Here is a 25,030-nt window from a genome sequence, read left to right as displayed (position 1 = left end):
ATCGCATCACCCTCGGACTCGTGCGGCGATGTCCTCGCGGACGTCGTCCCTCAACTGCCGCAACGTCGGCGCAGCGGGCTGCTGCGTGATGTAGCCCTGGATCTGCCGGATCTGGGCGTCGTAGATCTGGCGGAGCGTGACCGGTGACTGGTGGTCCACGCCCTCCACGATGACCATCCGGGGTGCGTTCGTCTCGCCCCGGTCGCGCGCGTGGCGTGCGCTCCTCGCCACGTAGTCGAGGGTTTCGAGCGCCGTCTGGTGGTGCAGCACCGCACGGTCGACCTTGATGTGGGTGAACGGCAGCCCCGCCATCCGGGACACCGACGAGCGCTCGACGCCGAAGTCGTCGAGCGCGAACTCGATCCCCAGGTCGCGCGAGATGTTCACGAGCCGCTGATTGAAGTACGCGTGCGGCTCGCCGGGCCACTCCTCGTCCGGATGCGGCGCGATGGGGTCCCGTTCCGCGATCTCGAGCGTGACACCCACCGGGTTCAACCTGGCGGCGCCGAGAGCCTCACGCAGCGTGCCCACGTAGCGGTCGCTGAGCAGAGACCGCACGGCCACGTTCACCGACACCGGCCGGGGAACGTCCCAGGGACCCTCCCGGTGCGCGTCGGCGTAGGCCGAGAGCGCCTTCGCCACGATGATCTCGTCACGCTCGACGACCTGGCCGTCACCCCACACGTGCGCCGTCTGCAGCAGGGCGACCGGCGCGCTGACCTCGCTCAGGGAGCGACGGGCGAGCGCCTCGAAGCTGTGCACACCGACGTGCTTGCCGATCGCCTCGATCGTGACGATCGGCTGGAACACCATGCTGAGTGACTGCAGTGCGCGCCGGTGGAGCCGGCGGTAACGCTCGTAGAGTTCACGTGGAAGGCGGCCGAACGCCTCGCGCAGGTCGGTCAACACCTGGATCGCCAGCTCGTCGGGCGAGGCGGACCGGCCCGTGCGCCACACGGTCTTCAGGATCGTCGCGATCGGCTCGCCCATCGCCGGCCACTGCGGCGCGGGGTTCATCGCGGCGAGAACCACGACTCTGCCCGGGCCCAGGCGAAGCGGAACGCACAGCAGCGACCGGCTCTCGTCCGCGGCGCGGTGCCCGAACCAGAGCGGGCTCATGGAATCGCCGGCGCGAAGGAGGTCCTGCGCGTACTCCAGGTCGAATCTCAATGTCGAGTCGATCGGCTTGAAACCGGCCGTGGTCCGTTCCAGAACCGCGACGGAATCGGCGTCGAGGGCCGTTTTGAGGAATTCGACCACCGGGATTGAATTGCGCGCGCCGTACGAGATGCGGTCAATGAGATTGCGAATCGCGGGAACAAAGCGATCGAGTGGATTCTCCAACGGCGTCGTCTTGATGTAATCCGGCGCCGCCGGCACGGCGGGACGACCCGCGGTGGGCGGGCCGGGACGGGTGAGCACGGTCCCCCGGCCCCACGTCTGCGTGACGAAGCCCGGCTCCGGCGAGATGTCCTGGCTGGTCACGAAACTGCCCAGGCTCTGGAAGGTGACCTTGCCCCGCGCGTCGGCCGCCTCACCCCGCATGGCGCGCAACGCGTGGTAGGTCAGAACGCCGTGACCGAGCCGGGGATCCTCCCGCGCGAAACCCTCGGCCGTGCACGCCATCAGCGCGGTGTAGTGGGCACCCTGCCGCCCGCTGACGCTGATCAGGTCGAAGTCCCTGCCCGGCGCCGTCAGGAGCGTCCCGGCCCGGCAGCAGTCCAGCAGGAGCAACGCGTGCCCCGGGAACACATCGAGCACGTCACGCTTCAGGAACGCCATCCGCAGGCCGGCATCCGGATTGCGCTCCAGATCGGCCGCGTTCAGGTCCGGCGTCACCAGGTAGGTGTCCGTCGCCCGGCTCCAGTCCGGCGTCAACGAATGGCCGGCGAAGTAGACCACCAGCGCATCCGTCGGCCCCGCCCGGCCCACGATGTCCATGAGCGTCGCCTTGACCTGGTCGGCCGTGAAGTCCGGCCCGATGAACAGCCGCACGTCGGCGGAGTCGAACATCCCGGTCCGCGGGTCGCAGAGCACGTCGAAGATCGCTCGGGCGTCATCCTCCGCGTGATACAGCGTCGGCAGCATGTCCGCCTCGCTGTAGCGTGCCCCCACGGCAGCGTTATCGGCACCATTGTTGCCGATAATCACCCCGAAGCGCCTGTCCGTCACCAACATCTCCGAGTGAGACCCTCGATGCGCCGAGCGCTCCGAATGCGGTAACCGTGATGGTAACCACACGTCACCGCTCAGTACCTGATCAATAGGTAGTTCAGGCCCATAGTCGCTTTTGTGTCTTGTTCCATTCAACAGCGAGTGACCAGACAATCGCTTACCGCTCAGCTATTGATTTCGCGACGGGCGGGCAGCAAGCTGTTGGGAGCGCTCCCATCAATGGATGTCAATGCAAGTCGATCCGGAGGTTCGTGGTGATGCGAAGAGTCCTGCTCGCGGTCCTGCTCACGGTGGCCGCCGTCGTGGCCGTGGCACCGGTCGCGCACGCCGCCGCCCCCGTACGGATCATGGCGCTCGGCGACTCGATCACCGCCGGGCCGGGCTGCTGGCGGGCCAAGCTGTGGCACAGCCTGCAGACCGCCGGCTACACCGGCATCGACTTCGTCGGCACCCAGTCCGACGGCGGGGGCTGCAACCCCGGTTATGCGTACGACTTCGACCACGAGGGACACGGCGGGTTCTCGGCCACCGGGATCGCCGCCAACAACCAGCTCCCGCCGTGGCTGGCCGCCGCCAAGCCGGACGTCGTCCTCATGCACCTGGGCACCAACGACATGTGGGGCGGCTACATCCCGCTGCAGGACAAGCTGAACGCCTTCACCAAGCTGATCGGCCAGATGCGCGCCCAGAACGCCGCCATGAAGATCATCGTCGCCCAGATCATCCCGATGAGCGCCGCCGCCTGCGCCACCTGCCCCGCCGACGTACAGGCACTCAACAGAGCACTGCCCGCCTGGGCAGCCGGCCTGACCACCGCCCAGTCGCCGATCACCCTCGCCGACCTGTGGACCGGCTACGACGCCGTCGCCGACAACTCCGACGGCGTCCACCCCAACGACAACGGCTTCCGCAAGATGGCCGAAGCCTGGTATCCCGCCCTGACCAGGGTCCTGGGCGGCACCACGACACCCCCCACCACGACACCCCCCACCACGACGCCGCCCGCTTCCGGCCCTTGCACCGCGACCTATCGAGTGACCTCACAATGGACCGGCGGCTTCCAGGGCGAGGTCACCGTCACCAACGCCTCCTCGGCGCCTTCCTCCGGCTGGACCGCGACGTTCACGTTCGCCAACGGCCAGACGGTCAGCCAGGCGTGGAACGCCGCGGTCACCCAGTCCGGCGCCACAGTCACCGCCCGCAACGTCACCTGGAACGGCCGGCTGGCCGCCGGGGCGACCGCCACCTTCGGCTTCCTCGCCTCGTCGACCAGCACCAATACACTCCCGGCCACCACCTGCGCCCTGACCACAGGCTGACCGGCCGACCCGGTCAGCCGATGGTGACGCAGGGCAGGCCGATGGAGTGCCACCCGCCGCCGCTGTAGGACCAGCCTTCCGCGCATACCTGGCCGCTGCCGCGGGCGTTGTAGCGACGTGAGTCCTGGCCGGCCCGCCACGGCCCGTCCGGCGTGTTGCGGTCCAGGCCGGGGCCGGTGATGTGGTGATGGCCCCGAGTGACGCCGATCCGGAACTCGGCCCAGGCCTGATACCCCTTCCCGGTGTACGCCGTGTAAAGGCAGACGGAGTGGTTACAGCCGGACGGGCCGTTCTCGGCGTATGCCGGCCCGCCGGTCACCATCGGCCCGAGCAGGCCGGCGGTGACGGCCACGACGGGAACAATCGCACGGAGATTCATCGTCTTTCCCTTCGTCGATTTGCACCTTCTATGACGCTACGAAGAGAATTGCGAGGCCAGAAGGTCCAAGTACGGCAACCGCAACCCGACCAAGTGACACCCATGGAACTGTTCTTCGACCCGGACGACGACCGATCCGCGATCCGCCAGCTCTACGAGCAGATCCGGGACGCGATCCTCGACGGCCGGCTCACCGCGGGCGACCGGCTGCTGCCGACCCGCGGTGTCGCCGCCGACCTCGGCCTGGCCCGCTCCACGATCACCGAGGCGTACGGCCGGCTGACCGCCGAGGGGTACGTCGAGGGCCGGGCGGGCGGCGGTAGCGTCGTGGCAGAGCGCCTGGTCGCGTACCCGGACAGCGAAATGCCCGCGGCGCTGACGCCGACCCCGCTGGCCGCCTCGCTGCGCGCCTATGATCCGGCGCCGGAGGCGCGGGCCCGCTTCGACCTGCGGGCCGGACGTGTCGACGCGGGCCTGTTCCCGGTCGCCGCCTGGCGGCGCTGCCAGCTGGCCGCGCTGCGCCGCGCACCCGGCCAGTACAGCGACCCGGCCGGCAGCACCGCCCTGCGCACCGCGCTCGCGCACTGGATGGCAGCCTCACGCGGGGTGACTGTCACACCGGAGCAGATCGTGGTCACCTCCGGCACCTCCCACGCGATCGACCTGGTCGCACGGGTCCTGCTGGAACCGGGCGACGTTGTCGCGGTCGAGGAGCCGGGCTACCCGCCGGTGCGGGAGCTGCTGCGCGCACACCGCCTCGACGTCGCCGGTGTACCGGTCGACAGGCACGGCATCGTCGTCGACGCCATCCCACCGGCCGCCCGCCTGGTCTGCGTCACGCCCTCGCACCAGTACCCGCTCGGTGTCCTGCTGGGACGCCAGCGCCGGCGTGACCTGCTGCGCTGGGCCCGCCGTGCCGACGCGGCCATCATCGAGGACGACTACGACAGCGAGTTCCGGCACACGCCGGGCCCGCTCGAACCGTTGCACCGCCTGGACCGCGACGGCCGGGTGATCTATGTCGGAACGTTCAGCAAGACGCTCAGCCCGGCGATCCGCACCGGTTTCATGGCAGCGCCGCACACCCTGATCCCGGCTCTCACCGCCGCCCGCCAGATCGTCGACTGGTGCCCGCCGGCGACGACTCAGCAGGCCCTGACCCTGTTCCTCAACGACGGTCATCTGAGCCGGCACCTGCACCGTGCTCGCGCCGTCTACACCCAGCGCCACACTCGCCTGCATCATGAACTGCGGCAGCGGCTGCCCGCCGGCTACCGCCTCCTACCCGCCGACGCGGGCCTGCATCTGGCCGTAGTCGGCCCGAACACCCCACCCGACCCGGATCTGCGTCACCGGGCCGCCGCCCGAGGCGTCCTGCTGACGTCCCTGCGCCGCTCCTACCAACAGCACCCCACAGCCAGCTTCCTCCTCGGCTTCGGCGCACTACCCACCGGCCGCGTAGCCCCAGCCGTCGCAGCCCTGACCGAGGCCCTGTGACCCGGAAGCTCAGCCACCCTCGTCGAGCGTCCGCCACGGATTGATGACCTCAACACCCGCGGGCGCGAAGTCGGCCACGTTACGAGTGACGACCGGCATGCCGTGCACAAGCGCGGTAGCCGCGATGAGCGAGTCACGAACGGGCTGCGGATCGGGAACCTGCAGAGCGGCACTGCGCCGCGCAACGGCAGTGTCAACCGGGAGGATCCGCTCGGCAAATGCGGGCAGCACCTGCACTTCCAGCCAACGGCGCAGAACTGCACCCTGCGCCGGGTCGCGCCGCTCAACGAGAAGAACCCCGATCTCCAGCTCCTGAACGGTGATCGCCGAGACGAACATACTGCTTGCCGCGGCGCCTGCCGCCCACGCGACGACATTGGAGTCGGCCCGGCCGGTCTTGGCCTTGCGCAGCTCGGAGACGACGTTCGTATCCAGCAGAAACATCAGGCCAGGTCCGCAGCCCGGGCCAGATCACGCGACACGGTGGTCTCGAACTCGACATCTGCCTCATCCGGATCCAAGCCGAGCAGGTCAACAATGCTCTCCTGCCCGCCGGTCAGCCGCTGGTAATCCTCAAAGGTCAGCAGCACATGCGCAGGCCGGCCACGATCGGTGATGAAGACCGGGCCACTGCGAGCAGCGTTCTTCGCCCGCCCCGTATCCTGGTTGAACTCGCGACTCGACAACCTCGTGACCGTCACTGCCCCCACCTCCGAACCGTGTAGCAATGTTACTACCCATTCGGCGCACAAAGCTGGTGCCCGGCTACGGGGTTGCGGGTGGCGAAGCCCTCGCCTGCGCGCGACGAAGTCGCAGCAAAGCCAAAGCCAATGCCGCAGCCGACGCACAATGCCGGCCTCCGGCAGCGGGGGTACGGGTGGCGAAGCCCCCGTTTCGCGCGACGAAGTCGCGCTGAATAGGACGAGGGGCCGAGGTCTGCGCTTTCCGCAGACACACGGCCCCTGCCACTCGTGGGCGATACTGGGATCGAACCAGTGACCTCTTCCGTGTCAAGGAAGCGCGCTCCCGCTGCGCCAATCGCCCGCAAACACTCGCTGATGAAACTGCGAGGTGGAGACGGGATTTGAACCCGTGTACACGGCTTTGCAGGCCGTTGCCTCGCCTCTCGGCCACTCCACCGAGCAGGCCGATGCATGGTTCACGTCAGCCTCTCCGAGCGGACGACGGGATTCGAACCCGCGACCCTCACCTTGGCAAGGTGATGCGCTACCAGCTGCGCTACGTCCGCGAACCGTCCCGGGTTTCCCCGGCGACGGATGAAACCTTAGCCGAGGGCCGCCACTGATGACAAAGCGGGGTCAGTGCGTGTCTTTTCCGAGAAGTCGCCGGACCTCGGCCACGAGCTCGGCCTGGAACGCGGCGACGCTGCCGTCGACGACGCCGACGCGGTAGTCGGGGCCGGTCTCGGGATGGTCGGCACGGTCGGGGTCGCGGTGGCCGACGGCTCCGTCGGTGTGGCCCGCGCTGTACGCCTGAAACGATTCCTCAAACACGCGCGACAATCTCGCACACGCCCGCGGGGGTTTCGTATCACCCGTTTCGGCAGGTCAGACGGGCGGGCCGGGGTTGACAGCCGGTACCTACAGCGGGCACAGAGTCCGCACATGGCGCGTACGCATGCTTTGCCCGGAATTTGAGCCGAGGAGTTGAGGCATGCAGGAAAAGACCGAGCAGGTGGCGAGTGACCCGTGGGCGAGCGCCGAACCGGTGATCGTCCCCACTGAGATCGTCACAGCGCCGCCGCCCGCACAGGCGCGCCGGAAGAGCCCGAAAATGATGTTGATCGCGGCGATTCTCGTCACCGCGATCGCCAGTTCGGGGATCACCGCTGCCGTGATGGCCGCGTTCGGCAACGACGGCACCACCACACCGGCGGTCACCCAGCAGGGCGGCCCGGGCGGGGAGAGGCCGGGCGGCGGTGGACCGCCCGGCGGCCAGCAGGGCGACATGCTGCCGGACGGGACCGGAACCGGAACAGAAGCCGAGACCGGGACCTGAGGGGTCTACTTGTCGATGCCGAGATAGGTGACGTCGGTGGCGAGCTCACGCAACTTCTCGACCGGGTCGGCCACCAGACGCCGTGTCGCCCGGTCCATCAGCCCGGCGACGCCGGTCACCCGCGCCACGGGGGTGCCGTCGATCCGTACGTAATCCTGCTCCACCTGGAACGTCTTCCCGCCGCTCCAGAGGAACCGGCAGCTGACGTCGAGCTCGTCGCCGGCCCGCAGCTCCTTCAGGTACCGAATCGTGGTCTCCAGCACCACCGGGCCCACGCCGGCACCGACGAGCACCTCGGGGCTCAGGCCCGCGGCAAGGAAGCACTGCCAGCGGGCGTGTTCGCCGTACTGCAGGTAGACGGCCTGGTTCACGTGCCCCTGGAGGTCGAGCTCGTATCCGCGTACCGCGACGCGTACCTGAAACAAGTCAGCCATCGTCCGATCCTGACACGGCGAAACGGTCCGGCTGTTGTCTGATTTGCGCCCCAGGCAGCGGTTCGAGTCGGGAAGATGACCACGATGAGATCGGCGCGATCGAGCGTGTCCGGATCGCCACCGGCGCTGCTCCGTCCCATGTTGGCGATCACCGGCCGGGTCCGTACCGCGACCCGGCTCGGTGTCGTCGTCCTGGCCCTGCTCGTTCCGGGATGCCTGGCCACCGGCATGTACACCGCCGTGACCACGGCGGACATCACGTTCAGCACCCGTGAGGAGGAGGGCGCGGACACGCTGCGCGCGGTGCTCGCCGCGTTGACCGAGACCGCCGCCGGGCGCACTCCCGACCTGGCCGCGGTACGCGCCTCGGCCGACGCCCACCCCGACCTCGAGTTGTCCGAGGCGGTCGGCGCCGTACCGGAGATCGGCGCCGGCTCCACGGATGACCGCATCGCCACGGCCACCGGGCTCGCCTCGCTGATCAGCGTGATCGGCAACAACTCCAACCTGATCCTCGACCCCGACCTGGACACGTTCTACGTGATGGACGCTCAGGTCGTGCAACTGCCGCAGGCGCTGATCGCCACGCTGGAGGCCGGCGCGCCGGTCTCCGCCTCGGACGGACAGAACGCGGTGGCGGAGCAGGCGGTGCTGGCCGGGCGTCTGGCGACGACCGCCGCCGCGCTGCGCAACGATGTCAAGACCGCCGCCGAGAACACCGACAGCACCGGGCTCGCGGACCGGCTCCAGCCCGTCAACGCGCTCGCGGACACGATCGACTCGCTGGCGCAGACGCTCACCCGGACGCTGGACAAGCCGGGACCGGCCGACCCGCAACCGGTCGCCGAGGCGGCCGCCGCCGCGGTCGGCCCGTTGCACGACGGGCTGTCCGAGCTGCTGGACGCGCGGATCAACCGGTTCGAACTGGAGCGGGGCCTGGTGCTCGGCTTCTCGATCGGCGGGTTCCTGCTGGCGCTCTGGTGTGCGGCGGCGGTGCTCTGGCGTACCACCCACGACGTACGCATGACCGTGGCCGCGGTGACCGCGATCGCCGCCTCCGATCTGGCGCCGCGCCCGCTGCCCGAGGGGAACGACGAGATGGGCGACATCGGCCGCGCGCTCACCGTGGCACGGACCCGGCTGCTGGACCAGGACAACGCCCTGACCGCCGCCGATCAGGCCCGGGAGCAGCAGCTGCGGGCCGGCTTCATGCACCAGCGGCAGGCCGAGACACAGTTCCGCCGCCGTACGCAGGAGATCATCGACGAGTCCACCGGAGTGATCGCCGAGGAGTTGCGGCAGGTCACCGGGAAGGTCGACGAGGTGTCCGACGCCTCCCGGGTGATCGACGAGCGGATCAGCGTCGCGGACACCGCCACCACGGCCATCGTCGGCCAGGCGCACGACGCCGAGCACGTGATCGCCTCGCTCGAGGAGAGCCTGCGCCGTGTCGCGACCACCGCCGCACTGGTCACCGGCATCGCGGGGCAGACGCGGCTGCTCGCCCTCAACGCGACCATCGAGGCGGCCCGGGCGGGGGACCTCGGGTACGGCTTCACGGTCGTCGCCGACGAGGTCAAACAGCTCGCCACGCACACCGCCGAGTCCACCGACCAGATCACGAACACCATCGAGGACCTCAAGCGCGACACCGCCGCGATGTCGCAGACCATCAACGGCATGATCGAGGGCATCGCCGGTGTCGGCGAGGCGGCCACCTCGCTGCGCACCGTCGCGGCCGATCAGGGCGCGCTGATGGCCGCGCTCTCCGCGCAGATGACCGCCACCCTGGGCCGGGTCGAGGAGATGACGAACCTGGCCACCCTGCTGGAACGCCGCGAGCACGACCGGATCGCCGCGGGCGGCCACGTCGTCCTGCACTGCCCCGGCCAGTCCCCCGCCGAGGCCGCCCTGGTCAACGTCAGCGCCGGCGGCCTGCGCTGCATCGCTCCACCGGACCGCTCCCTCCCCGAGGGCACCACGCTCGAAGCCGAACTGACCAGCGACGGCGAAACCCTGGCCGTGCACGCCCGAGTCGTCAACTCCGCCGAAACCCGCGACGGCCAGGAGATCGGCCTCCAGTTCCTGGTAACCGACGAGGCCCTCGCCGAACGCCTGGTCAACTTCGCCGACCGCCTACTCGCCACCGCGGAGCGGTAGACTTCACATTCACGGACAGCGATATTCGAGGTCTGGGGTGGGGATGGACGGCGGCTTCCTGGACCCGGAGAGCTCTTCGGCGTACCTCTCAGGTTGGAAGGTCGCGAGCATGATCGACGTGGTGCGACGCGTGCTCGACAGCGGGCCGGAGGACGCCGCGCTCACTCAGAACGGCGACGTCCTCCTGTTGACCCGGTTCGACGGCGTTCTCGTCAAGCATCGCCGTGAGGAATGGTGGAACCACTACCCCACGGCCAACACCGCGCTGCCCGGCTGAGGCTAGTGCCGATCGGCCTCGGCGCTGTTCGATGTCGGGCTCTCAGGCTCGCCGGCGCTCTGGCTCCCCGACGCGCTCTCACTCGTCGCCTCAACGCCGGCGTCCGGCTCAGTCCTGGCCGCTGTGGTGGCCTCTGCTTCGGCCTTGGGCTCCGCAGCCTCCTGCGCTTCCGCCTTGGGCTTGCGCAGCCGCTGCGCGTATGTCACCGCGACCACCACCAGCGCACCCGCGATCAGGCCGATGACGGCGCTGGCCAGCGTGTTGACGGTCCAGCCCACCAGCCCGCCGAGCGCGCCGGTGGCGTCGTGGGCCGCCTCCTCCATGTGGTGGACGAACTCGTAGACGGCGTGCACGCCCAGCGTGTCCGAACCGACCAGCAGGATGTGGCCGCCCACCCACAGCATCGCCGCTGTACCGATCACGGTGAGAGCGGTGAGCACCTTGGGCATGGCCTTGACGAGTCCACGCCCGAAGCCCGCCAGCCCCTTCTTCTCCGACTCGGCGAGCCGCAGACCGACGTCGTCCATCTTCACGATGAACCCGACAGCGCCGTAGACCAGAACCGTCATCACCACGGCGACGATCGCCAGAATGACCAGCCGCGACCAGAACGACTCGTCGGCCACCTCGTTCAGCGAGATCACCATGATCTCCGCCGACAGGATCAGGTCGGTGCGGATCGCCCCGGAGATGAGTGTCTTCTCGTCCGGCTGAGCCTCGTCCTCGGCGTGCTCGTGGTGGGCGATCTTGGCCCAGACCTTCTCCGCTCCTTCGAAGCAGAGGTAGAGGCCACCGAGCATCAGCAGCGGTGTGAGCAGGAACGGCAGAAACTCGCTGAGCACCAGAATCGCCGGCAGGATGATCAGGAACTTGTTGCGCAGCGACCCGATCGCGATCCGCTTGACGATCGGCAGCTCCCGCTCCGCTGCCAGCCCTCGCACGTATTGCGGTGTGACCGCGGCGTCATCGATCACCACACCAGCGGCTTTGGCCCCCGCCTTGGCAGCCGCCACACCGACGTCATCCACCGACGCCGCGGCAGCACGGGCCAACACGGCCACGTCATCCAGCAGAGCCGCCAGTCCAGCGCTCAAGAGAGGTCCCTTCCATCTGCCCACTGATCGGGAAAGATCACGGTAGCGGTGCCCGCGGTGGCCTTTCTACCCGCACACCAGTTGCCCTTAACCGAGGGATCACCTCACCCGCCACGGACGATCACAGCCGGTGACGCTCTGCCTAGCGTATGGCACACGCCCACACCAGCGCGCGGAGCGAACGATGGACGACACCCCGTACGTCTCCACCGGCCACCTACCCTCACCTGAGCAGGTCAGGAAGTCGGTCGACGAAGCCTACGAGAAGTTCCGCACCAACACCGAAGGCGAACGCTCATCGGTGTACCCGGCCCTCTCACGCGTCCCCTTCGACCTGTTCGGCATCTGCGCCGCCGGAACGCTGGGCGGCCTCTACGCGGCGGGCGACACCGACTACGGCTTCACCATCATGAGCGTAGCCAAGCCCTTCGTCTTCGCCCTGGCCTGCCAATCCCTGGGCCCCGACGCCATCCGCCACCACTTGGGCGTCAACGCCACCGGCCTGCCCTTCAACTCCCTGACCGCCGTCGAACGCTCCCCCAACGGCCGAACCAACCCCATGGTCAACCCGGGCGCGATAGCCACCGCGAGCCTGATCTCCGGCAACACCCCACAGGAGCGCTGGGACACCCTGAGAACCGGGCTCTCCCTATTTGCGGGCCGCGACCTGACTCTCGACGACGAGGTGTACGCCTCAGCCTCAGCCACCAACCACCGCAACAGAGCCCTGGCCGACCTACTGCACACCTACAACCTGCTCAATTGCCCTCCACCGGACGCAGTGGACCTCTACACCCGCCAGTCCTGCCTGCGCATAACGACAACCGACCTGGCCACCATGGGCGCCACCCTCGCCAACGGCGGCGTGAACCCCATCACCGGAACCCAAGTGATAGACCCACCCACCTGCCACTTCACCCTGGCCGTAATGGCAACCGCCGGCCTTTACGAAACCTCAGGCGACTGGCTCTACGACGTAGGCGTCCCCGGCAAATCCGGCATAGGCGGCGGAATCCTGGTCATCTCCCCAGGCAAAGGCGCCCTAGCAACCTTCGCCCCACCCCTAGACCCCTACGGCAACAGCATCAAGGGCCAACTAGCCGCCAAACACCTCTCCCGCCGCCTGGGCCTAACCCTCTTCGCCAGCACGCCCCAAACCTCAGCAACCCGCAGCCAACGCACCCAGCAATAGTTCGGCAGTGGGGCCGCAGCCAACGCACCCAGCAATAGTTCGGCAGTGGGGCCGCAGCCAACGCACCCAGCAATAGTTCGGCAGTGGGGGTGCGGGTGGCGAAGCCCCCGCTTCGCGCGACGAAGTCGCGCAGGAAATGACGAACGCCCCCGGTCCGCGCATCCCGCGGACAGGGGGCATCCAAAGTGAGTGGGCGATACTGGGATCGAACCAGTGACCTCTTCCGTGTCAAGGAAGCGCGCTCCCGCTGCGCCAATCGCCCTAGCTGCGCTTCTGAAAGAAGCTCACGCGAGGTGGAGACGGGATTTGAACCCGTGTACACGGCTTTGCAGGCCGTTGCCTCGCCTCTCGGCCACTCCACCGAGGTGGCCCCGGTCTGGCAGGCCGCTCCGAGCGGACGACGGGATTCGAACCCGCGACCCTCACCTTGGCAAGGTGATGCGCTACCAGCTGCGCTACGTCCGCGTGCCGCCAGTATTCCCGGCGACGCAGGAAACATTAGCCGGTCGCGGGGGCGCACGCCAAACCGGGGTACCCCGGCGTGTCGTGACCAGCGGGAACACGGGCGGGCCCGGAAGACGATTGGATAGACGGATGGAATTCCGGCAGATTGACGCGGCCGAGCGGCCGGAGACGATGTTCCCGCTTCAGGCGTACGCTTTCACGCCCTCACCCTGGTCTCCCTCGGAGACCGAGAGTTATCGGCGCAGGATGAGGTTCTTCGAGACCTCGGTTTCGCTGATCGCCGAGGAGGGTGGTGAGACGCTCGCGGCGGTGTCGTCGCTGCGGATGCGGCAGAACGTGCGCGGCGTCGTGCATGACATGGCCGGTGTGGCGTCGGTGGCCTCGCATCCGTCGGCGCGCCGACGGGGGCTGGTCCGGACGCTGCTGACCCGCCTGCTGCGCCAGATGCGGGACGAGGGCTGTGCGGTGAGCGCTCTCTACCCGTTTCGGCCTAGTTTCTACGCCAAGTTCGGCTTCGTGGGCATCCCGCGGCGCCGGACCACGACGTTCGCGCCGGAGGGCCTCTCCGAGCTGCTGCGGCGAGACCTTCCCGGTTCGGTCGAGCGCCTGCCGATGATCAAAGGCTTTGATGCGTACGCGGACCTCACGCGCCGTCTCCTCGCGGAACGACACGGGTTCGCCGTGTTCGACGAGGTGCGGGCCGCCGAGTACCGCGACGATCCGGTCTGGGTGGCGATCGCCCGGTCGGGCGGTGAGGTGCTGGGCGCGCTGCGCTACACGATCGACAACCACGGCGGGACGCTGTCCGGTTCCGACCTGCTGACGGCGAACCCGCTCGGCCGGGCGCTGCTGCTGCAGTTCCTCGCCCGCCACGTCGACCAGGTGGCCCGCGTGACGCTGACCGTCGGCACCGACGACGTTCCCGAACTGTGGGGCACCGACCTGTCCGCGGTGACCGAGGGCACTGTCGACTACCCGCGCTCGAACGCACCGATGGTCCGCGTCCTGCACGTGCCCGCCCTGGCCGGCTCTCGCGTCGGAGAGGGCGCGGGCGACCGAGTCGGCGAGGGCGCCGTCACGGTCGAGGTGGTCGACGACGACCTGATCGGCGGCGTCTGGACGCTGGGTTCCGACGACGGCCGTCTGACCGTCACCGCCGGCGGTTCCCCGTCGGCCACGCTGACGGCCGCGGGCTTCAGCGCTCTGGTCTACGGCTCCCTGGACCCGATCGAGGTCGTCACGCGCGGCCTGGGCGACCTCAAACCCGACGCCGTCACTCCGCTGACGACGCTGTTCCCCCGCCGGATGCCCTACCTGTTCGCGGACTTCTGAGTTTCAGGAGGCGACGGGGAGACCGGGAGACGTGAAGGCTCGGCCGTCATCCGTGACGGCCGCTGACTCGTACCCCTCATCGATCCGCTTGGCCAGCCAGGCGAGCCCCGGCTCCCCCATCGCCAGAGCGGCCGTCGCATAGGCGTCCGCCAGCGCCAGATCCGGGCCCACCACCGTGACCGACCGCAGTCCGCTGGCCGCGGTCCCGGTGCGCGGGTTGAACACGTGCGCGCCCCGCTCGTAGGTCCCCGACGTCGCCACCGCGCCGTCAGTCAGCTCCAGGACCCAGCTCAGCTTGTCCGCCTCCCACGGGTGGCGTACGCCGACCCGCCACGGGCGCCCACCCGGCCCGGCACCACGCATCCGGATGTCGCCGCCCGCACTGATGTAGTGCCGCCGCGACCCGGCCGCCAGCAGACGCGACGACGCTACCTCGACGGACCAGCCCTTCACATAGCCGGACGGGTCGAGGGGCCCACCCGCGTACGCGTCGAAGAACCCGTCCGTGTCCCGCCACAGATCCGAGCACCGGTCCAGGACCAGCCGGAAGTCGTCGGAGCAGTCCGCCAGCGCGATCTCGCCACGCCGGAAACGGCAGACCTCGCTGTCGTCCTTGTACGTGCTGAACCGCGCGTCCACCTCGTGCAGCCAGGCACAGGTCGAGGAGACGAGTTCACCGAGCTGTGGATCGGGGAGGTCGTCGGCGATTTCGATGCTGACGACCGTACCCATGACATGCTCGGCGTGGCGCACGGAGATTGACCCTACGCGCCGGCCTTGTCCAAGGCCGCCTGGAGGGACTGGACGTAGGACTCGCTGGTGAAGGTCGCGCCGCTCACCGTGTCCACGTCGGCACTCTGCGCCGCGAGCGTGGCCTCGCTGAGCTTCTTCACCGCGTTCGGGTTGATGGTGCCGCTGAAGTCCTTCGTCGGGTACGTCGCGTCGGCCGAGCTGATCTTGCCGCCGCTGATCTTGATGGTGACCTGAACCGTGCCGTAGGGGTTCGTCACCGCCTTGCCCTTGTAGGTGCCCGCCTTCAGGCCGGCCTCTTCCTCCTCGGCCGGCGGCGTCGTCTTCTTGTTACCCGAGGGCTTCTTGGTCGAAGTGGCCTCCGGTGCCGGCTCTCCGGTCTCCTCCGGCTCGACCTGGTCCTGCTCCTGCGCGACCGGTGCGGTGGCGACCGGTGCGTCCGGCGGCTGCACGCTCAGGCGCACCCCGAGGATCAGGGCGGCGCCGGTGAGGGTGCCGACGGCTGCTGCGGTACTGCGTCGCATCGCGGATACTCCCAAAAGGTAGGAACGGGTCTCAGAACTCGAACGGGTCAAGATGCAGCTGGCTGTCCGGCACGTCGAGCTGGCGCAGCGTGTCGACCGCCGCGTTCACCAGCCCGGGCGGGCCGCACAGGTAGACGTCGCGCCGGTTGACGTCCGGCACCAGGCCGCGCAGCCCGTCGGGCGTGAACAGCCGGGCCGGCCCCGGGTCGGTACGCGACCCGACGATGTACCGCACCCACGCGTCACGCTGCTCGGCCAGTTCCTCGAGCTCGGCCCGGAAGACCAGCTCGTCGGGTCGCGACGCCCGGTAGATCACGATCGTGTCCGGCGGCATGTCCTCGAGCAGGGCCCGGATCGGCGCGATGCCGCTGCCGCCCGCGATGAGCAGCGCCCGCCGCCGGGTCCGCCGCTGCGCGGTGAACGTACCGAACGGTCCCTCGGCCCAGACCGGCGTGCCGGGCCGCATGGTGGCCAGCTTCCGGGTGTGCCCGCCGGCGATCGTCACGGTGAGCCGGAGCCACTGCGAGTTCGGCGCGGCGGAGAGCGAGAACGGGTGCGACTGCCACCAGCCGTTGGCGGTCAGGAACCGCCACCGCATGAACTGGCCGGCCTGCGCGGGCAGTTTGTCGAGGCGGTTGCCGTCGATGTAGATCGAGAACGTGTTGGCGCCCTCACCGACCACCTCGGCGACGGTGAACCGGTGCCGCACGTTGAGCCAGAGCGGCTCGACCAGACGGCCCCAGATCAGCGCGGCCAGGGTGAGCGCACCGAGGGCGGGCCAGAACACCGAGGCGAACTTGCCGCTCATGTCGGCGCCGGCCGCGATCTGGTGCCCGTACCCGAGGAGCAGCACGCCGTAGCTGGTCAGGTGGATGAGGTGCCACAACTCGTACGGCAGGAGGTTGCGCATGAACCGGATCGAGACGAGTGCGATCAGGACCAGCATGCCGGTCGCCACGGCCGCACTGATCATCTCCGGGAACGTGGTGATCACGGTCCAGGCCTGGTCGACGACGCCGGTGTCGGCGGTGAGCGCGTAGGCGTACACGATGAAGACGATGTGCGCGACGACCGCGGCGAGCAGCGAGGTGCCCAGCCAGCGGTGCCAGATCAGCAGGTCGCGCGAGCCGACCCACTCCTCCAGCCAGGAGACGCGGCTCATCATCAGCAGCTGGATGAAGAGCAGGTAGCCACCGATCAGGCCGGTGATCCGCCCGGCGGCGAGCATCAGGCTGGTCGTGTCGCTGACCGCGCCGGCCTGGGTGTTGAAGAGCCAGAGGGCGACGCTGGTGGCCAGACCGGAGAAGAACAGCAGGACCGTGAGCAGCCGGTTGCCGCTGGTCGCCTCGGCCGGGGGCCGGTCGTCCGGGATCGGCACACCGGCGCCGGCCTGCCAGCCGGTCGGATCGGTGTTCGACTCGACGACGATGTCACCACGCCGATAGGGGTCGGCGGACTCGAACTGCTGAGGCTGCTGATATTGATCGAACTGCTGGTATTGACCCGATCCGGCACTCGACCACGCGGGCGGGGACGGGTTGTCCCAGCTCGGACGTGTGTCGGACCGGAGGTCGGCGAAGTAGCCCGCGTCGTCGTCGGGCAGCTCGCGCTGGTCCTGGAAGGCCGGTATGGCCATCGTGTTCACCTCGTCCAGCAGTCGTCTCACGGCGCCTGCCACCCCTGCGGCTGACGTGACGGCCGGTCACCGGAAAAGAGCCGTCAGGATTGGGTACGCGCGTGGCCGCCGGTTGGCTCAACGTGATCCGGAAAATTCCGGGCGATGGGATGGGGATAGGTTCTGCGGGTGCGTTCCGAAGATGTGGTCACCGTTGTCGGCCTCGGCGCCGGCGGGTGGTCAGACCTTTCCGGTACGGGCCGGAGCGCTCTCGATGCCGCGGAGGTGATCTTCGGCAGCGCCCGCCAGCTGGCACTGTTACCGGATTCGGTCGCCGCGCGCCGCGTACCGTGGCCGTCTCCGCTGCTCCCCGCGCTTCCCGCCCTGCTGGACGCGGAACGCGGCCGTGCCGTCAGCGTGCTCGCCAGCGGCGACCCGATGTTCCACGGGATCGGCGCCACGCTGGTCCGCCTTCTCGGCGCGGCCCGGGTCTGCGTGCTGCCGCACCCGTCCTCGGTGTCGCTGGCCGCCGCTCGGATGGGCTGGGACCTGGCCGGCACGGACGTGGTGACCTTGGTCACCGCGCCGGTCGAGACGCTGGCCCGATGGCTCAATCCCGGCCGCCGGATCCTGGTGCTGTCGGCCGGCGCGCAGACCCCGGCCGCGGTCGCCGGCCTGCTTGCGGCCCGCGGCTACGCCTCGTCCGAGATGACCGTTCTGGAACAGCTGGGCGGTCCGGGTGAGCGTGCGGTCGCCGGCACAGCGGGCGGGTGGGTGGCTCCGGCGGGCGATCCCCTCAACGTGATCGCGGTGCGATGCGGCGACGGGCCGCCGGGTCCGTGCGTGGCCGGCCTTCCCGATGATGCGTACGCCGGGGACGGCCAGCTGACGAAACGAGAGGTACGCGCGGTGACGCTCGCGGCCCTCGCCCCGGTGCCCGGCCGGCTGCTCTGGGACGTCGGTGCGGGCTCCGGCAGCATCGGCATCGAGTGGATGCGCAGCCACCCGTCGTGCCGCGCCGTCGCCATCGAGTCGTCGGCCGACCGGGTCACCACGATCACGCTCAACGCCGCGAACCTGGGCGTACCCGGCCTCCGCGTGGTGCACGGCCGCGCCCCGGAGGCCCTGGACGGCCTGCCCGACCCGGACACGATCTTCATTGGGGGCGGCGTGACACGCGACGGAGTCCTGGACCGCTGCCTGGCGGCGCTACGACCGGGCGGCCGGCTGGTCGCCAACGCGGTCACGGTCGAGTCGGAGGCGGTGCTCGCCGCGGCCTACGCGAAGTACGGCGGCGACCTGACCCGCCTCACCGTCCAGCGCGGCGCGCCGGTCGGCGGCTTCACCGGCTGGCGCTCCTTCATGCCGGTGACCATCTGGTCGGTGACGCTGTGTCGGTGAAACTGTGTCGGTGACGCTATGACTGTGCACTTCATCGGGGCCGGGCCGGGGGCGGCGGATCTGATCACGCTGCGGGGGCACCGGCTGATCGCGGCGGCGCCGGTCTGTCTCTACGCGGGCAGCCTGGTTCCCGCTGAGCTGCTGGACGCCTGCCCCCCCGGGGCCCGCCGCGTCGACACCGCGAACCTCACGCTCGACGAGATCGTCGCCGAGATGGTGGCTGCCCACGGGGCCGGTCACGACGTGGCCCGCCTGCACTCCGGCGACCCGTCGGTCTTCAGCGCGGTCGCCGAGCAGATGCGCCGCCTCGACGCGGCCGGAGTCCCCTACGACGTGACACCCGGCGTACCCGCGTTCGCGGCGGCGGCGGCTTCTCTCGCACGCGAGTTCACGGTTCCGGAGGTGGCGCAGACGGTCATCCTGACCCGGACCGCGGAACGCGCCACGGCGATGCCGCCCGGCGAGGACCTGGCCACCCTGGGCGCCAGCCGGGCGACGATGGTGCTGCACCTGGCAGTACAACGGATCGACGCGGTCGTGGCGGAACTGGTCGGCAACTACGGCGTGGACTGCCCGGTGGCGGTGGTGGCGCGGGCCAGCCGCCCGGACGAGCTGATCGTGCGCGGCACGCTGGCGGACATCGCGGCGCGGGTCAGGGAGGCCGGCATCAAGCGGACCGCGGTGATCGTGGTCGGCGCCGCTCTGACCGCGGGCCAGTTCCCGGACAGCCATCTCTACTCCGCGGACCGCTGTCGTTCATGAGGTGCTGCCGTTCATGAGGGTGCTATTGCTGGGTGGGACGGCGGAGGCTCGTCGTCTCGCTGGGCTGTTGGTTGCGGACGGGCACACCGTGGTCACGTCGTTGGCGGGACGGACCAGTAAGCCGTTGCTGCCCGCCGGTGAGGTGCGGATCGGTGGGTTCGGCGGGGTGGACGGGCTCGGCGAGTATCTGCGCGGGGAACGGATCGACGTGGTTGTGGACGCGACGCATCCGTTCGCGGCGACGATGACGGGGCACGCTGTGGAGGTTTGCGGTGCTTTGCGCGTACCCTTGCTGATTTTGCGAAGGCCAGGCTGGACCGCCGCTCCGGGCGACGACTGGCACCGCGTCGCGTCGCTCGCGGAGGCCGCGACGCTGCTCCCCCGGCTCGGCCACCGCGTGTTCCTGACCACCGGCCGGCAGGGAATCGCGGCGTTCGCCGAGGTGGACGAGTGCTGGTTCCTGGCGCGCTCGGTGGAACCACCGGAAGCGCCCGCGCCGAAACGGCTGGAAGTGGTGCTGGACCGCGGACCGTTCACGGTGGACGGCGAGCGGCGGCTGATGACCGGGCACCGCATCGACGTGCTGGTCACCAAGGACAGCGGCGGCTCGGACGCCAAACTGGTCGCGGCCCGCGCCCTGGCGATCCCGGTGGTGATGGTGAACCGGCCGGCGGCACCGGATGCACCGACGCTGTCCAGTTCGGAGGAGGTAGCCGCGGTGTTACGCGCGGGTTCGCCAAAAGTTGACACCTGAGGGAGCCTGCGCGAACCGGCATGTCGATGCGACGCTCGGTTGATGCCGGTCCGCGCGCTGCATACCGAGATCAACGCAGTGCGTGCGCTGGTGGCGGACGGCCTGGCCGAGGTGAGCGACGCGACCGGTGACCCCGACCAGTTCTGGATCCGATCGGCCTGCCTGCGTCTGACAGCGGTCGACGCGGCCCTGGTCGAAGCGGCCGGCACGATCTCAGCGCCCGTGTCCGTGGCCGCCGGCTCCCTGATCACTTTCGGAACGGTGGCGCTGGTTGCGGCCCTCGCACAGGCTGCCGGGTTCGGAACATTCGTCGTGGTCGGCCTGGTGACGGTGGTTCTGCTGGGTGCGGTTCTTCTGGGCGCGGTTCGGCTGGGTGCGGTCCGGCTGGGCTCGGTTTCGCTGGGCTCGGTTTCGCTGGGTTCGGTTCTGCTGGGTGCGGTTCCGTTTATGCGCAGCCGGGCCCGTGCCGCGCTGGGACGGCGGCGCCTGGCCCGCGCGGGTCTCCCGGACGTCGCCGAGCGGCCGGGTTCCGGGCTCGCCGACATCGGGCTGATCGTGGTACCTGAGTCGCTGGAACGCGCCCGCGTCCGCCTCGTGTCGGCGGCGCTGCGCCAGGCCGGCGCGGAGAGGTGGACGGTGCCGGAAATACGGCTGGCGGCCCGCACGGACCCGGCCCTCTCCCGCCTGGCCCACGCCGATCTGCTGCTCTGCCAGGCGATCGATTGCTTGGAACGCTACCTCGACGACCTCGCGAAGGGCTGGCCATGAGAGAGGGTCCGGCCGGGGGTGGCGGTGACGGCAGGGCGGCCGTGCGGGGAAGAGCCGTGCAGGGAAGAGCCGTGCAGGGAAGAGCCGTGCAGGGAAGAGCCGTGCAGGGAAGAGCCGTGCAGGGAAGAGCCGTGCGGGGAAGAGCGGCCGTGCGGGGAAGAGCAGCCGTTCGGGGAGGGGTGTCGTGAGGCGGGATGATCCGTTCTCGGGTGGGGTTGCGCGGCGGCTGCTTGAGATCGATCGGGAGCTGGCGGCGGCGGTTCGTGATGCGCAGTGCCGGGACTGGGTGGCGGATCGGCCGGATCGGGTGGGGTTCGCCCGGCTGGGGCAGGCGCGGCATGAGATCTACACAGCGGCGCGGCGCTATCGGGCCGTCCGGATCCGGGCCGAATCGCTGGTCGTGGTGATCCTCGGTGCCGTGGTCGCCGGGGCAGGGCTTGCGCTCGGCCTGTCACTTTGGACAAATCTCCCGCTGGTCCTCGCCGGGACGGTAGTCGGCGGCGTCTGGGCCGGTCTGGCCGCGCGAGCCGGATGGCGCTGGTGGCTACGGCGGACGAGCCGGGCGGGCGCCGCGCCGATCGACGATCCCTATCTTTATGCCGGCCTGCGCCGGCGAATCGAGGTCTGCGCGATGGCCGCCCGCAGCGACCGGAACTACCGAAGGCGCCCGGCCGCGGCCGACCTGGAATACGCGCTGGATTGGCTCGCCGCAGCCCAGGACGAACTCCCCGGCCGCGCGTGACCGAGTTGGCGCAGCGCACTGTCACATCTCGTTCGAGCCACTCGTCCCTGTTCCGAAAGCGCAGACCCAGCGGGTCCGGCGCAGACCCAGCGGGGTCCGGCCCAGGGCCGGATTTTTCGCCTTTTATCAGGGAGCAGCGATGAACGTCGTAGTCGTAGGCGGCACCGGCCGAACCGGCGGACTGCTGGTCCAAGCACTGATCAAGCGCGGCCACGACACCATCACCGCCTCCCGCTCGACAGGAGTGAACGCGTTCACCGGCGAGGGACTGGAAGCCGCCCTCACCGGCGCGGACGTCATCGTCGACGTCACCAACCCGCCGGAAGGGCAGGACAGCGCCGAGTTCTTCCGGGTCACGTCCGAGAACCTCACCGCCGCCGGCAGCAAGGCCGGCATCCGCAACCACATCGTGCTCTCGATCATCGGCCTGGAGCGGGCCACCGACCTCGCCTATTACCGGGCGAAGCTGGCCCAGGAAGCAGCGGTCAGGGCCTCCGGTGCGGGGCACACGATCGTACGCGCAGCGCAGTTCTTCGAGTACATCCCGGTGATCCTGCGGTTCAACACCGACGGCGACGAGATCCGCCTCGCACCCGTCGAGTTCCAGCCGATCGCCCTCACCGACCTGATCGACATCCTGGTGGAGGTCGTCGAGGCCGAACCGCTCAACGCGACGATCGAGGTCGCCGGCCCCGAGGTGCTCGCCGTCGACGAGGCCGGCCGCCGCCTGGCCGCCCCCGGTCAGCGCGTCACCACCGGCGGCAAGCCGTTCTTCGGCGCGGACATCCCGGTCGACGCCCTGGTGGCCGGGCCATCCGCACGCCTGGGCCGCACCACCTTCGACGAGTGGCGGCTCAGCTTTTCGCTTTGAAGGTGCTCCGGTAGGCCTGCGGCGTCGTGCTCAACCGCTGAGTGAAGTGATGCCGCAACGTCTGCGCGCTGCCGAACCCGGCCCGCCCCGCGATCGCGTCGACGCCGAGATCGGTCTCCTCCAGCATGCGGCGGGCCAGCAGGACACGCTGGCCGGTCAGCCAGTCGTGCGGGGTGGCTCCGGTCTCGGCGCGGAAGCGGCGCGCGAACGTACGCGGAGCCATGTGCACGACCTCCGACATGGTCTCCACGGTGTGCTCGCGGTCCAGCGTGGCGAGCAGGTGGTTGAGCAGCGGCTGCAGCGTCTCGCAGGAGACCGACGACGAGATCGGCCGCTCGATGTACTGCGCCTGACCACCGTCGCGGTGTGGCGGCACCACCATCCGCCGGGCGATCGTCGCCGCCACCTCGGAGCCCTGCTCCTCGCGGATCAGGTGCAGTCCACAGTCGATCGCCGCGGCGGTGCCGGCGCTGGTCAGGATGTTGTCGTCGACCACGTACAGCACGCCGGGGTCGACCTTGGCGTTCGGATAGCGGCGGGCCAACTCGTCGGTGTGCCGCCAGTGCGTGGTGCAGCGCCGGTCGTCGAGCAGGCCGGCCTCGCCCAGCGCGAACGCGCCGGTGCAGACGCTCATCACCCACGCGCCCCGGGCCTGCGCCCGGCGCAGCACGTCGAGCACCTCGGCCGGCGCCTCGCGGATGTCGTTGGGCACGACGGCCACCAGATCGGCGGTCTCGGCCGGGGTCAGGTCGTGGCTGGGCGTGATGGTGAAGCCGGAGTGCGTGGGCACCGGCGCGCTGTTCACGCCGCACACCGCAAACTCGTATCCCGGCAGTCCCTCCGCGGTCCGGTCGTATCCGAACAGCTCACAGAGCACACCGAGCTCGAAGACCGCCACCTCGGGCATCGCGATCACAGCGACACTTCGCAACATGTGGACACCGTACCCTGAGGTTGGCAGTTTCTTGAAGATGTATGGCATCTCTGCCACTGTCCGCGAGCCCGCGACAGGACGACGCTTAGAGGCATGGAAATCGCCGTTGTTGTCTTCTTCGCCCTACTATTGATCGCTTCGCTGAGCGGCCTGACCTCGGACACACGTGACAGCGCCGACTGGAAGCCCACCTCCGACGGACATCGAGCTACGTGAGGCCTGGGGTGGACACCCACCCCGGCACTTTTGGCACGACGGATGGCACAGTGGACTGATGCTGACCGACGTGGACCTGCCCGCGCCCGGACTGCTGTGGACCCGGTGGGCGACGCTGAGCACCGCGCTCACCGGCATCGGTCACGCCGACGTGTGGTCCATCGACGACCAAGGCGCCCGCCTGAAAGAACGTGCTCGCATCGAGGAACGGGATCGTAGCTGGGCCCGTTTCGCCCTGCTCGACGGGCGGCGTGCCGTGCTCTACGGAAGAAACGAGGAGCACAGCGCCGCCCTCCGCGACGACGCCCCGGTCGACCTGCTCACCGGCGCCCCGGACTGGCTGCCCTGGACGGACCTCACCCCGCTTGCCGAGGCGGATCGGCTGAGCTTCGTCATCTGGCACGAGAGCGGCCGGTGGTCGCGGGTGCGCTATCGCGACGGGGTCACCGATGGCATGACGACGCTGCTCGCGCCCCTTCTCAGCGCGGAGAACACATTTGCCGCGCTCACCGGGGTGGTCACCGGGCCGGGGCGGCACGAGCTTCCGGATCCGGAAGACCGAGAAAACGTACGCAAGGCAAGCGAACGCCTCCTCCACGCCGCCGTCCGCACCGAGGTCACGCCGGAGGTTCTGCGGCATCTGCTGGGTCGCCTGACCGATCCCGCCCTGGACGCCGACGCCGCGATGGCGGTCGCCACCCGCGCCGGTCTCGTCACCGGCACCCGGGCACCCCGGATCGAACCCGGCCGCCGCCCGCCGATGCGCCGCGTCCGCCGCCTCAGCCAGGGCGAGCACGACCGGCTCGTGTGGGCCGCCATGCGGGACGCCACCGAGCTGCGCCGTCCCGCGCCACCGGAGACCGACGCCCTCAACGACCTGATCAGCTGGCTCCAGGAGCGCGCCCCGCACGGCGACGGCCGGTGCACGCTGCTCGCCTACGCGGACGCCACCAGCTTCAGCTCGCGCCCCGGCTCGCACCCACCGGCCGACCGTCCCGGCGAGGAGCGCTTCGCCGGTTTCCGCCGCCTCACCGAACTGGTCCGCGCACTGCGCCGAGCCGAGTCGGACCCGCGTTACGGCCGATGGCTCTACCTGCGCGTCGAGACCAGCGCGACCGGGGTCCAGGTCGAGCGCCGATACGACTCCTGGCCACCCTGGTGGCACGACGACGGCGTCTCCGGCCCCTGGCGCACCAACCTCCAGGAGGAGATGGACGGCCGCGGCGAGGCCTGGCGCCCAGCATGGGCTCCCCTGCTCGACCCCGAGATCGCCTTCCGCCCGACGAACCACTGAACCGACGAACCACTGAACTGACGAACCACTGAACTGACGAACCACTGAACTGACGA

General features: G+C 69.7%; 25 protein-coding genes and 6 tRNA genes. 14 read left to right on the top strand and 17 right to left on the bottom strand.

Annotated features, from left to right (window positions below; translation table 11 throughout):
• Nucleotides 1-6: 6 nt before the first annotated feature.
• A complete protein-coding gene (locus tag AB0M02_RS06095; RefSeq protein ID WP_364222118.1) occupies nt 7-2,328 on the bottom strand; it encodes an EAL domain-containing protein in 2,322 nt (773 codons plus the stop codon).
• Between the two features lie 104 nt (nt 2,329-2,432).
• Here AB0M02_RS06095 and AB0M02_RS06090 point away from each other — a divergent pair, with 104 nt between their 5' ends.
• Nucleotides 2,433-3,494, top strand: a complete 1,062-nt coding sequence (locus AB0M02_RS06090; RefSeq protein ID WP_364222115.1) for a cellulose binding domain-containing protein — start codon at nt 2,433-2,435, stop codon at nt 3,492-3,494.
• Nucleotides 3,495-3,507: 13 nt separating this feature from the next.
• Here AB0M02_RS06090 and AB0M02_RS06085 read toward each other — a convergent pair whose 3' ends face one another.
• Nucleotides 3,508-3,873: a hypothetical protein gene (locus AB0M02_RS06085; protein WP_364222112.1), complete on the bottom strand. Its 366-nt coding sequence runs from the start codon at nt 3,871-3,873 to the stop codon at nt 3,508-3,510.
• Nucleotides 3,874-3,975: 102 nt separating this feature from the next.
• Between AB0M02_RS06085 and AB0M02_RS06080 the strand changes: the two genes are divergently transcribed.
• Nucleotides 3,976-5,370 (top strand): PLP-dependent aminotransferase family protein, encoded by a 1,395-nt coding sequence (locus AB0M02_RS06080; RefSeq protein ID WP_364222109.1) that lies wholly within the window; start codon nt 3,976-3,978, stop codon nt 5,368-5,370.
• 9 nt (nt 5,371-5,379) lie between these two features.
• Here the strand turns inward: AB0M02_RS06080 and AB0M02_RS06075 are convergent, their stop codons facing one another.
• The 6 genes from AB0M02_RS06075 to AB0M02_RS06050 all read right to left on the bottom strand — a co-directional run bounded on the left by AB0M02_RS06075 (nt 5,380) and on the right by AB0M02_RS06050 (nt 6,884).
• Nucleotides 5,380-5,814, bottom strand: a complete 435-nt coding sequence (locus tag AB0M02_RS06075) for a type II toxin-antitoxin system VapC family toxin (protein WP_364222106.1) — start codon at nt 5,812-5,814, stop codon at nt 5,380-5,382.
• Nucleotides 5,814-6,071 (bottom strand): type II toxin-antitoxin system Phd/YefM family antitoxin, encoded by a 258-nt coding sequence (locus tag AB0M02_RS06070; RefSeq protein WP_364222103.1) that lies wholly within the window; start codon nt 6,069-6,071, stop codon nt 5,814-5,816. The genes AB0M02_RS06075 and AB0M02_RS06070 overlap by 1 nt, the downstream gene beginning before the upstream one ends.
• A 271-nt stretch (nt 6,072-6,342) precedes the next feature.
• Nucleotides 6,343-6,414, bottom strand: a tRNA-Val gene (locus AB0M02_RS06065).
• Nucleotides 6,415-6,439: 25 nt separating this feature from the next.
• Nucleotides 6,440-6,510, bottom strand: a tRNA-Cys gene (locus AB0M02_RS06060).
• A gap of 36 nt (nt 6,511-6,546) precedes the next feature.
• A tRNA-Gly gene (locus AB0M02_RS06055) sits at nt 6,547-6,619 on the bottom strand.
• A gap of 70 nt (nt 6,620-6,689) precedes the next feature.
• Complete coding sequence (locus tag AB0M02_RS06050) at nt 6,690-6,884, bottom strand: hypothetical protein (protein ID WP_364222100.1); 195 nt, start codon at nt 6,882-6,884, stop codon at nt 6,690-6,692.
• Between the two features lie 160 nt (nt 6,885-7,044).
• Between AB0M02_RS06050 and AB0M02_RS06045 the strand changes: the two genes are divergently transcribed.
• A complete protein-coding gene (locus AB0M02_RS06045) occupies nt 7,045-7,389 on the top strand; it encodes a hypothetical protein (RefSeq protein WP_364222097.1) in 345 nt (114 codons plus the stop codon).
• A 5-nt stretch (nt 7,390-7,394) separates the two neighbouring features.
• Here the strand turns inward: AB0M02_RS06045 and AB0M02_RS06040 are convergent, their stop codons facing one another.
• Nucleotides 7,395-7,823 (bottom strand): acyl-CoA thioesterase, encoded by a 429-nt coding sequence (locus AB0M02_RS06040; protein ID WP_364222094.1) that lies wholly within the window; start codon nt 7,821-7,823, stop codon nt 7,395-7,397.
• Between the two features lie 75 nt (nt 7,824-7,898).
• Here AB0M02_RS06040 and AB0M02_RS06035 point away from each other — a divergent pair, with 75 nt between their 5' ends.
• Together AB0M02_RS06035 and AB0M02_RS06030 are read left to right on the top strand one after the other, a co-directional pair.
• Nucleotides 7,899-9,983, top strand: coding sequence for a methyl-accepting chemotaxis protein (locus tag AB0M02_RS06035; protein ID WP_364222091.1), 2,085 nt, complete (start codon nt 7,899-7,901; stop codon nt 9,981-9,983).
• Nucleotides 9,984-10,026: 43 nt separating this feature from the next.
• Nucleotides 10,027-10,260 (top strand): SitI3 family protein, encoded by a 234-nt coding sequence (locus AB0M02_RS06030; protein ID WP_364222088.1) that lies wholly within the window; start codon nt 10,027-10,029, stop codon nt 10,258-10,260.
• Nucleotides 10,261-10,262: 2 nt separating this feature from the next.
• Here the strand turns inward: AB0M02_RS06030 and AB0M02_RS06025 are convergent, their stop codons facing one another.
• A complete protein-coding gene (locus tag AB0M02_RS06025) occupies nt 10,263-11,354 on the bottom strand; it encodes a DUF808 domain-containing protein (RefSeq protein WP_364222085.1) in 1,092 nt (363 codons plus the stop codon).
• Nucleotides 11,355-11,538: 184 nt separating this feature from the next.
• Between AB0M02_RS06025 and glsA the strand changes: the two genes are divergently transcribed.
• Complete coding sequence (gene glsA, locus AB0M02_RS06020) at nt 11,539-12,546, top strand: glutaminase A (RefSeq protein WP_364222082.1); 1,008 nt, start codon at nt 11,539-11,541, stop codon at nt 12,544-12,546.
• A gap of 190 nt (nt 12,547-12,736) precedes the next feature.
• On the opposite strand, the gene AB0M02_RS06015 is transcribed toward glsA, so the two are convergent.
• From AB0M02_RS06015 to AB0M02_RS06005, 3 genes are all read right to left on the bottom strand, one after another.
• Nucleotides 12,737-12,808, bottom strand: a tRNA-Val gene (locus AB0M02_RS06015).
• 29 nt (nt 12,809-12,837) lie between these two features.
• Nucleotides 12,838-12,908: transfer RNA gene (locus tag AB0M02_RS06010), tRNA-Cys, on the bottom strand.
• Nucleotides 12,909-12,938: 30 nt separating this feature from the next.
• Nucleotides 12,939-13,011 (bottom strand) — tRNA-Gly (locus AB0M02_RS06005).
• Between AB0M02_RS06005 and AB0M02_RS06000 the strand changes: the two genes are divergently transcribed.
• Complete coding sequence (locus AB0M02_RS06000) at nt 12,985-14,343, top strand: GNAT family N-acetyltransferase (protein WP_364222621.1); 1,359 nt, start codon at nt 12,985-12,987, stop codon at nt 14,341-14,343. The two genes, AB0M02_RS06005 and AB0M02_RS06000, sit on opposite strands and share 27 nt — an antisense overlap.
• A gap of 3 nt (nt 14,344-14,346) precedes the next feature.
• Here the strand turns inward: AB0M02_RS06000 and AB0M02_RS05995 are convergent, their stop codons facing one another.
• The 3 genes from AB0M02_RS05995 to AB0M02_RS05985 are packed head-to-tail and all read right to left on the bottom strand — an operon-like array spanning nt 14,347 to nt 17,283.
• Nucleotides 14,347-15,075 carry an FAD:protein FMN transferase gene (locus tag AB0M02_RS05995; RefSeq protein ID WP_364222079.1) on the bottom strand — a complete coding sequence of 243 codons (729 nt, stop codon included), beginning with the start codon at nt 15,073-15,075 and terminating at the stop codon, nt 14,347-14,349.
• A 32-nt stretch (nt 15,076-15,107) separates the two neighbouring features.
• Nucleotides 15,108-15,617 (bottom strand): FMN-binding protein, encoded by a 510-nt coding sequence (locus tag AB0M02_RS05990; protein ID WP_364222076.1) that lies wholly within the window; start codon nt 15,615-15,617, stop codon nt 15,108-15,110.
• A gap of 31 nt (nt 15,618-15,648) precedes the next feature.
• Nucleotides 15,649-17,283, bottom strand: a complete 1,635-nt coding sequence (locus AB0M02_RS05985) for a ferric reductase-like transmembrane domain-containing protein (protein ID WP_364222073.1) — start codon at nt 17,281-17,283, stop codon at nt 15,649-15,651.
• A gap of 138 nt (nt 17,284-17,421) precedes the next feature.
• Between AB0M02_RS05985 and cbiE the strand changes: the two genes are divergently transcribed.
• The 6 genes from cbiE to AB0M02_RS05955 all read left to right on the top strand — a co-directional run bounded on the left by cbiE (nt 17,422) and on the right by AB0M02_RS05955 (nt 22,530).
• Nucleotides 17,422-18,633 carry a precorrin-6y C5,15-methyltransferase (decarboxylating) subunit CbiE gene (cbiE, locus tag AB0M02_RS05980; protein WP_364222070.1) on the top strand — a complete coding sequence of 404 codons (1,212 nt, stop codon included), beginning with the start codon at nt 17,422-17,424 and terminating at the stop codon, nt 18,631-18,633.
• 18 nt (nt 18,634-18,651) lie between these two features.
• Nucleotides 18,652-19,395, top strand: coding sequence for a precorrin-4 C(11)-methyltransferase (cobM, locus tag AB0M02_RS05975; protein ID WP_364222067.1), 744 nt, complete (start codon nt 18,652-18,654; stop codon nt 19,393-19,395).
• A 13-nt stretch (nt 19,396-19,408) separates the two neighbouring features.
• Nucleotides 19,409-20,149, top strand: coding sequence for a cobalt-precorrin-6A reductase (locus AB0M02_RS05970; protein WP_364222064.1), 741 nt, complete (start codon nt 19,409-19,411; stop codon nt 20,147-20,149).
• A 42-nt stretch (nt 20,150-20,191) separates the two neighbouring features.
• A complete protein-coding gene (locus AB0M02_RS05965; protein WP_364222061.1) occupies nt 20,192-20,917 on the top strand; it encodes a hypothetical protein in 726 nt (241 codons plus the stop codon).
• Nucleotides 20,918-21,101: 184 nt separating this feature from the next.
• The gene (locus tag AB0M02_RS05960; RefSeq protein WP_364222058.1) at nt 21,102-21,659 is read left to right on the top strand and encodes a hypothetical protein; all 558 of its coding nucleotides are present in this window, start codon (nt 21,102-21,104) and stop codon (nt 21,657-21,659) included.
• 139 nt (nt 21,660-21,798) lie between these two features.
• On the top strand, nt 21,799-22,530 hold the full coding sequence (locus tag AB0M02_RS05955) for an SDR family oxidoreductase (RefSeq protein ID WP_364222055.1): 732 nt from the start codon (nt 21,799-21,801) through the stop codon (nt 22,528-22,530).
• Here the strand turns inward: AB0M02_RS05955 and AB0M02_RS05950 are convergent.
• Nucleotides 22,514-23,464 carry a helix-turn-helix domain-containing protein gene (locus AB0M02_RS05950; RefSeq protein WP_364222052.1) on the bottom strand — a complete coding sequence of 317 codons (951 nt, stop codon included), beginning with the start codon at nt 23,462-23,464 and terminating at the stop codon, nt 22,514-22,516. The genes AB0M02_RS05955 and AB0M02_RS05950 overlap by 17 nt on opposite strands.
• A 274-nt stretch (nt 23,465-23,738) precedes the next feature.
• On the opposite strand from AB0M02_RS05950, the gene AB0M02_RS05945 reads away from it, so the two are divergent.
• Nucleotides 23,739-24,974, top strand: coding sequence for a hypothetical protein (locus AB0M02_RS05945; protein ID WP_364222049.1), 1,236 nt, complete (start codon nt 23,739-23,741; stop codon nt 24,972-24,974).
• The last annotated feature ends 56 nt before the right edge of the window (nt 24,975-25,030 follow it).

This window comes from Actinoplanes sp. NPDC051861 (assembly GCF_040681145.1).
GTDB lineage: Bacteria > Actinomycetota > Actinomycetes > Mycobacteriales > Micromonosporaceae > Actinoplanes.
The sequence above is the reverse complement of the archived record's forward strand: the minus strand, read 5'-3'. Positions and strand labels throughout refer to the sequence as shown.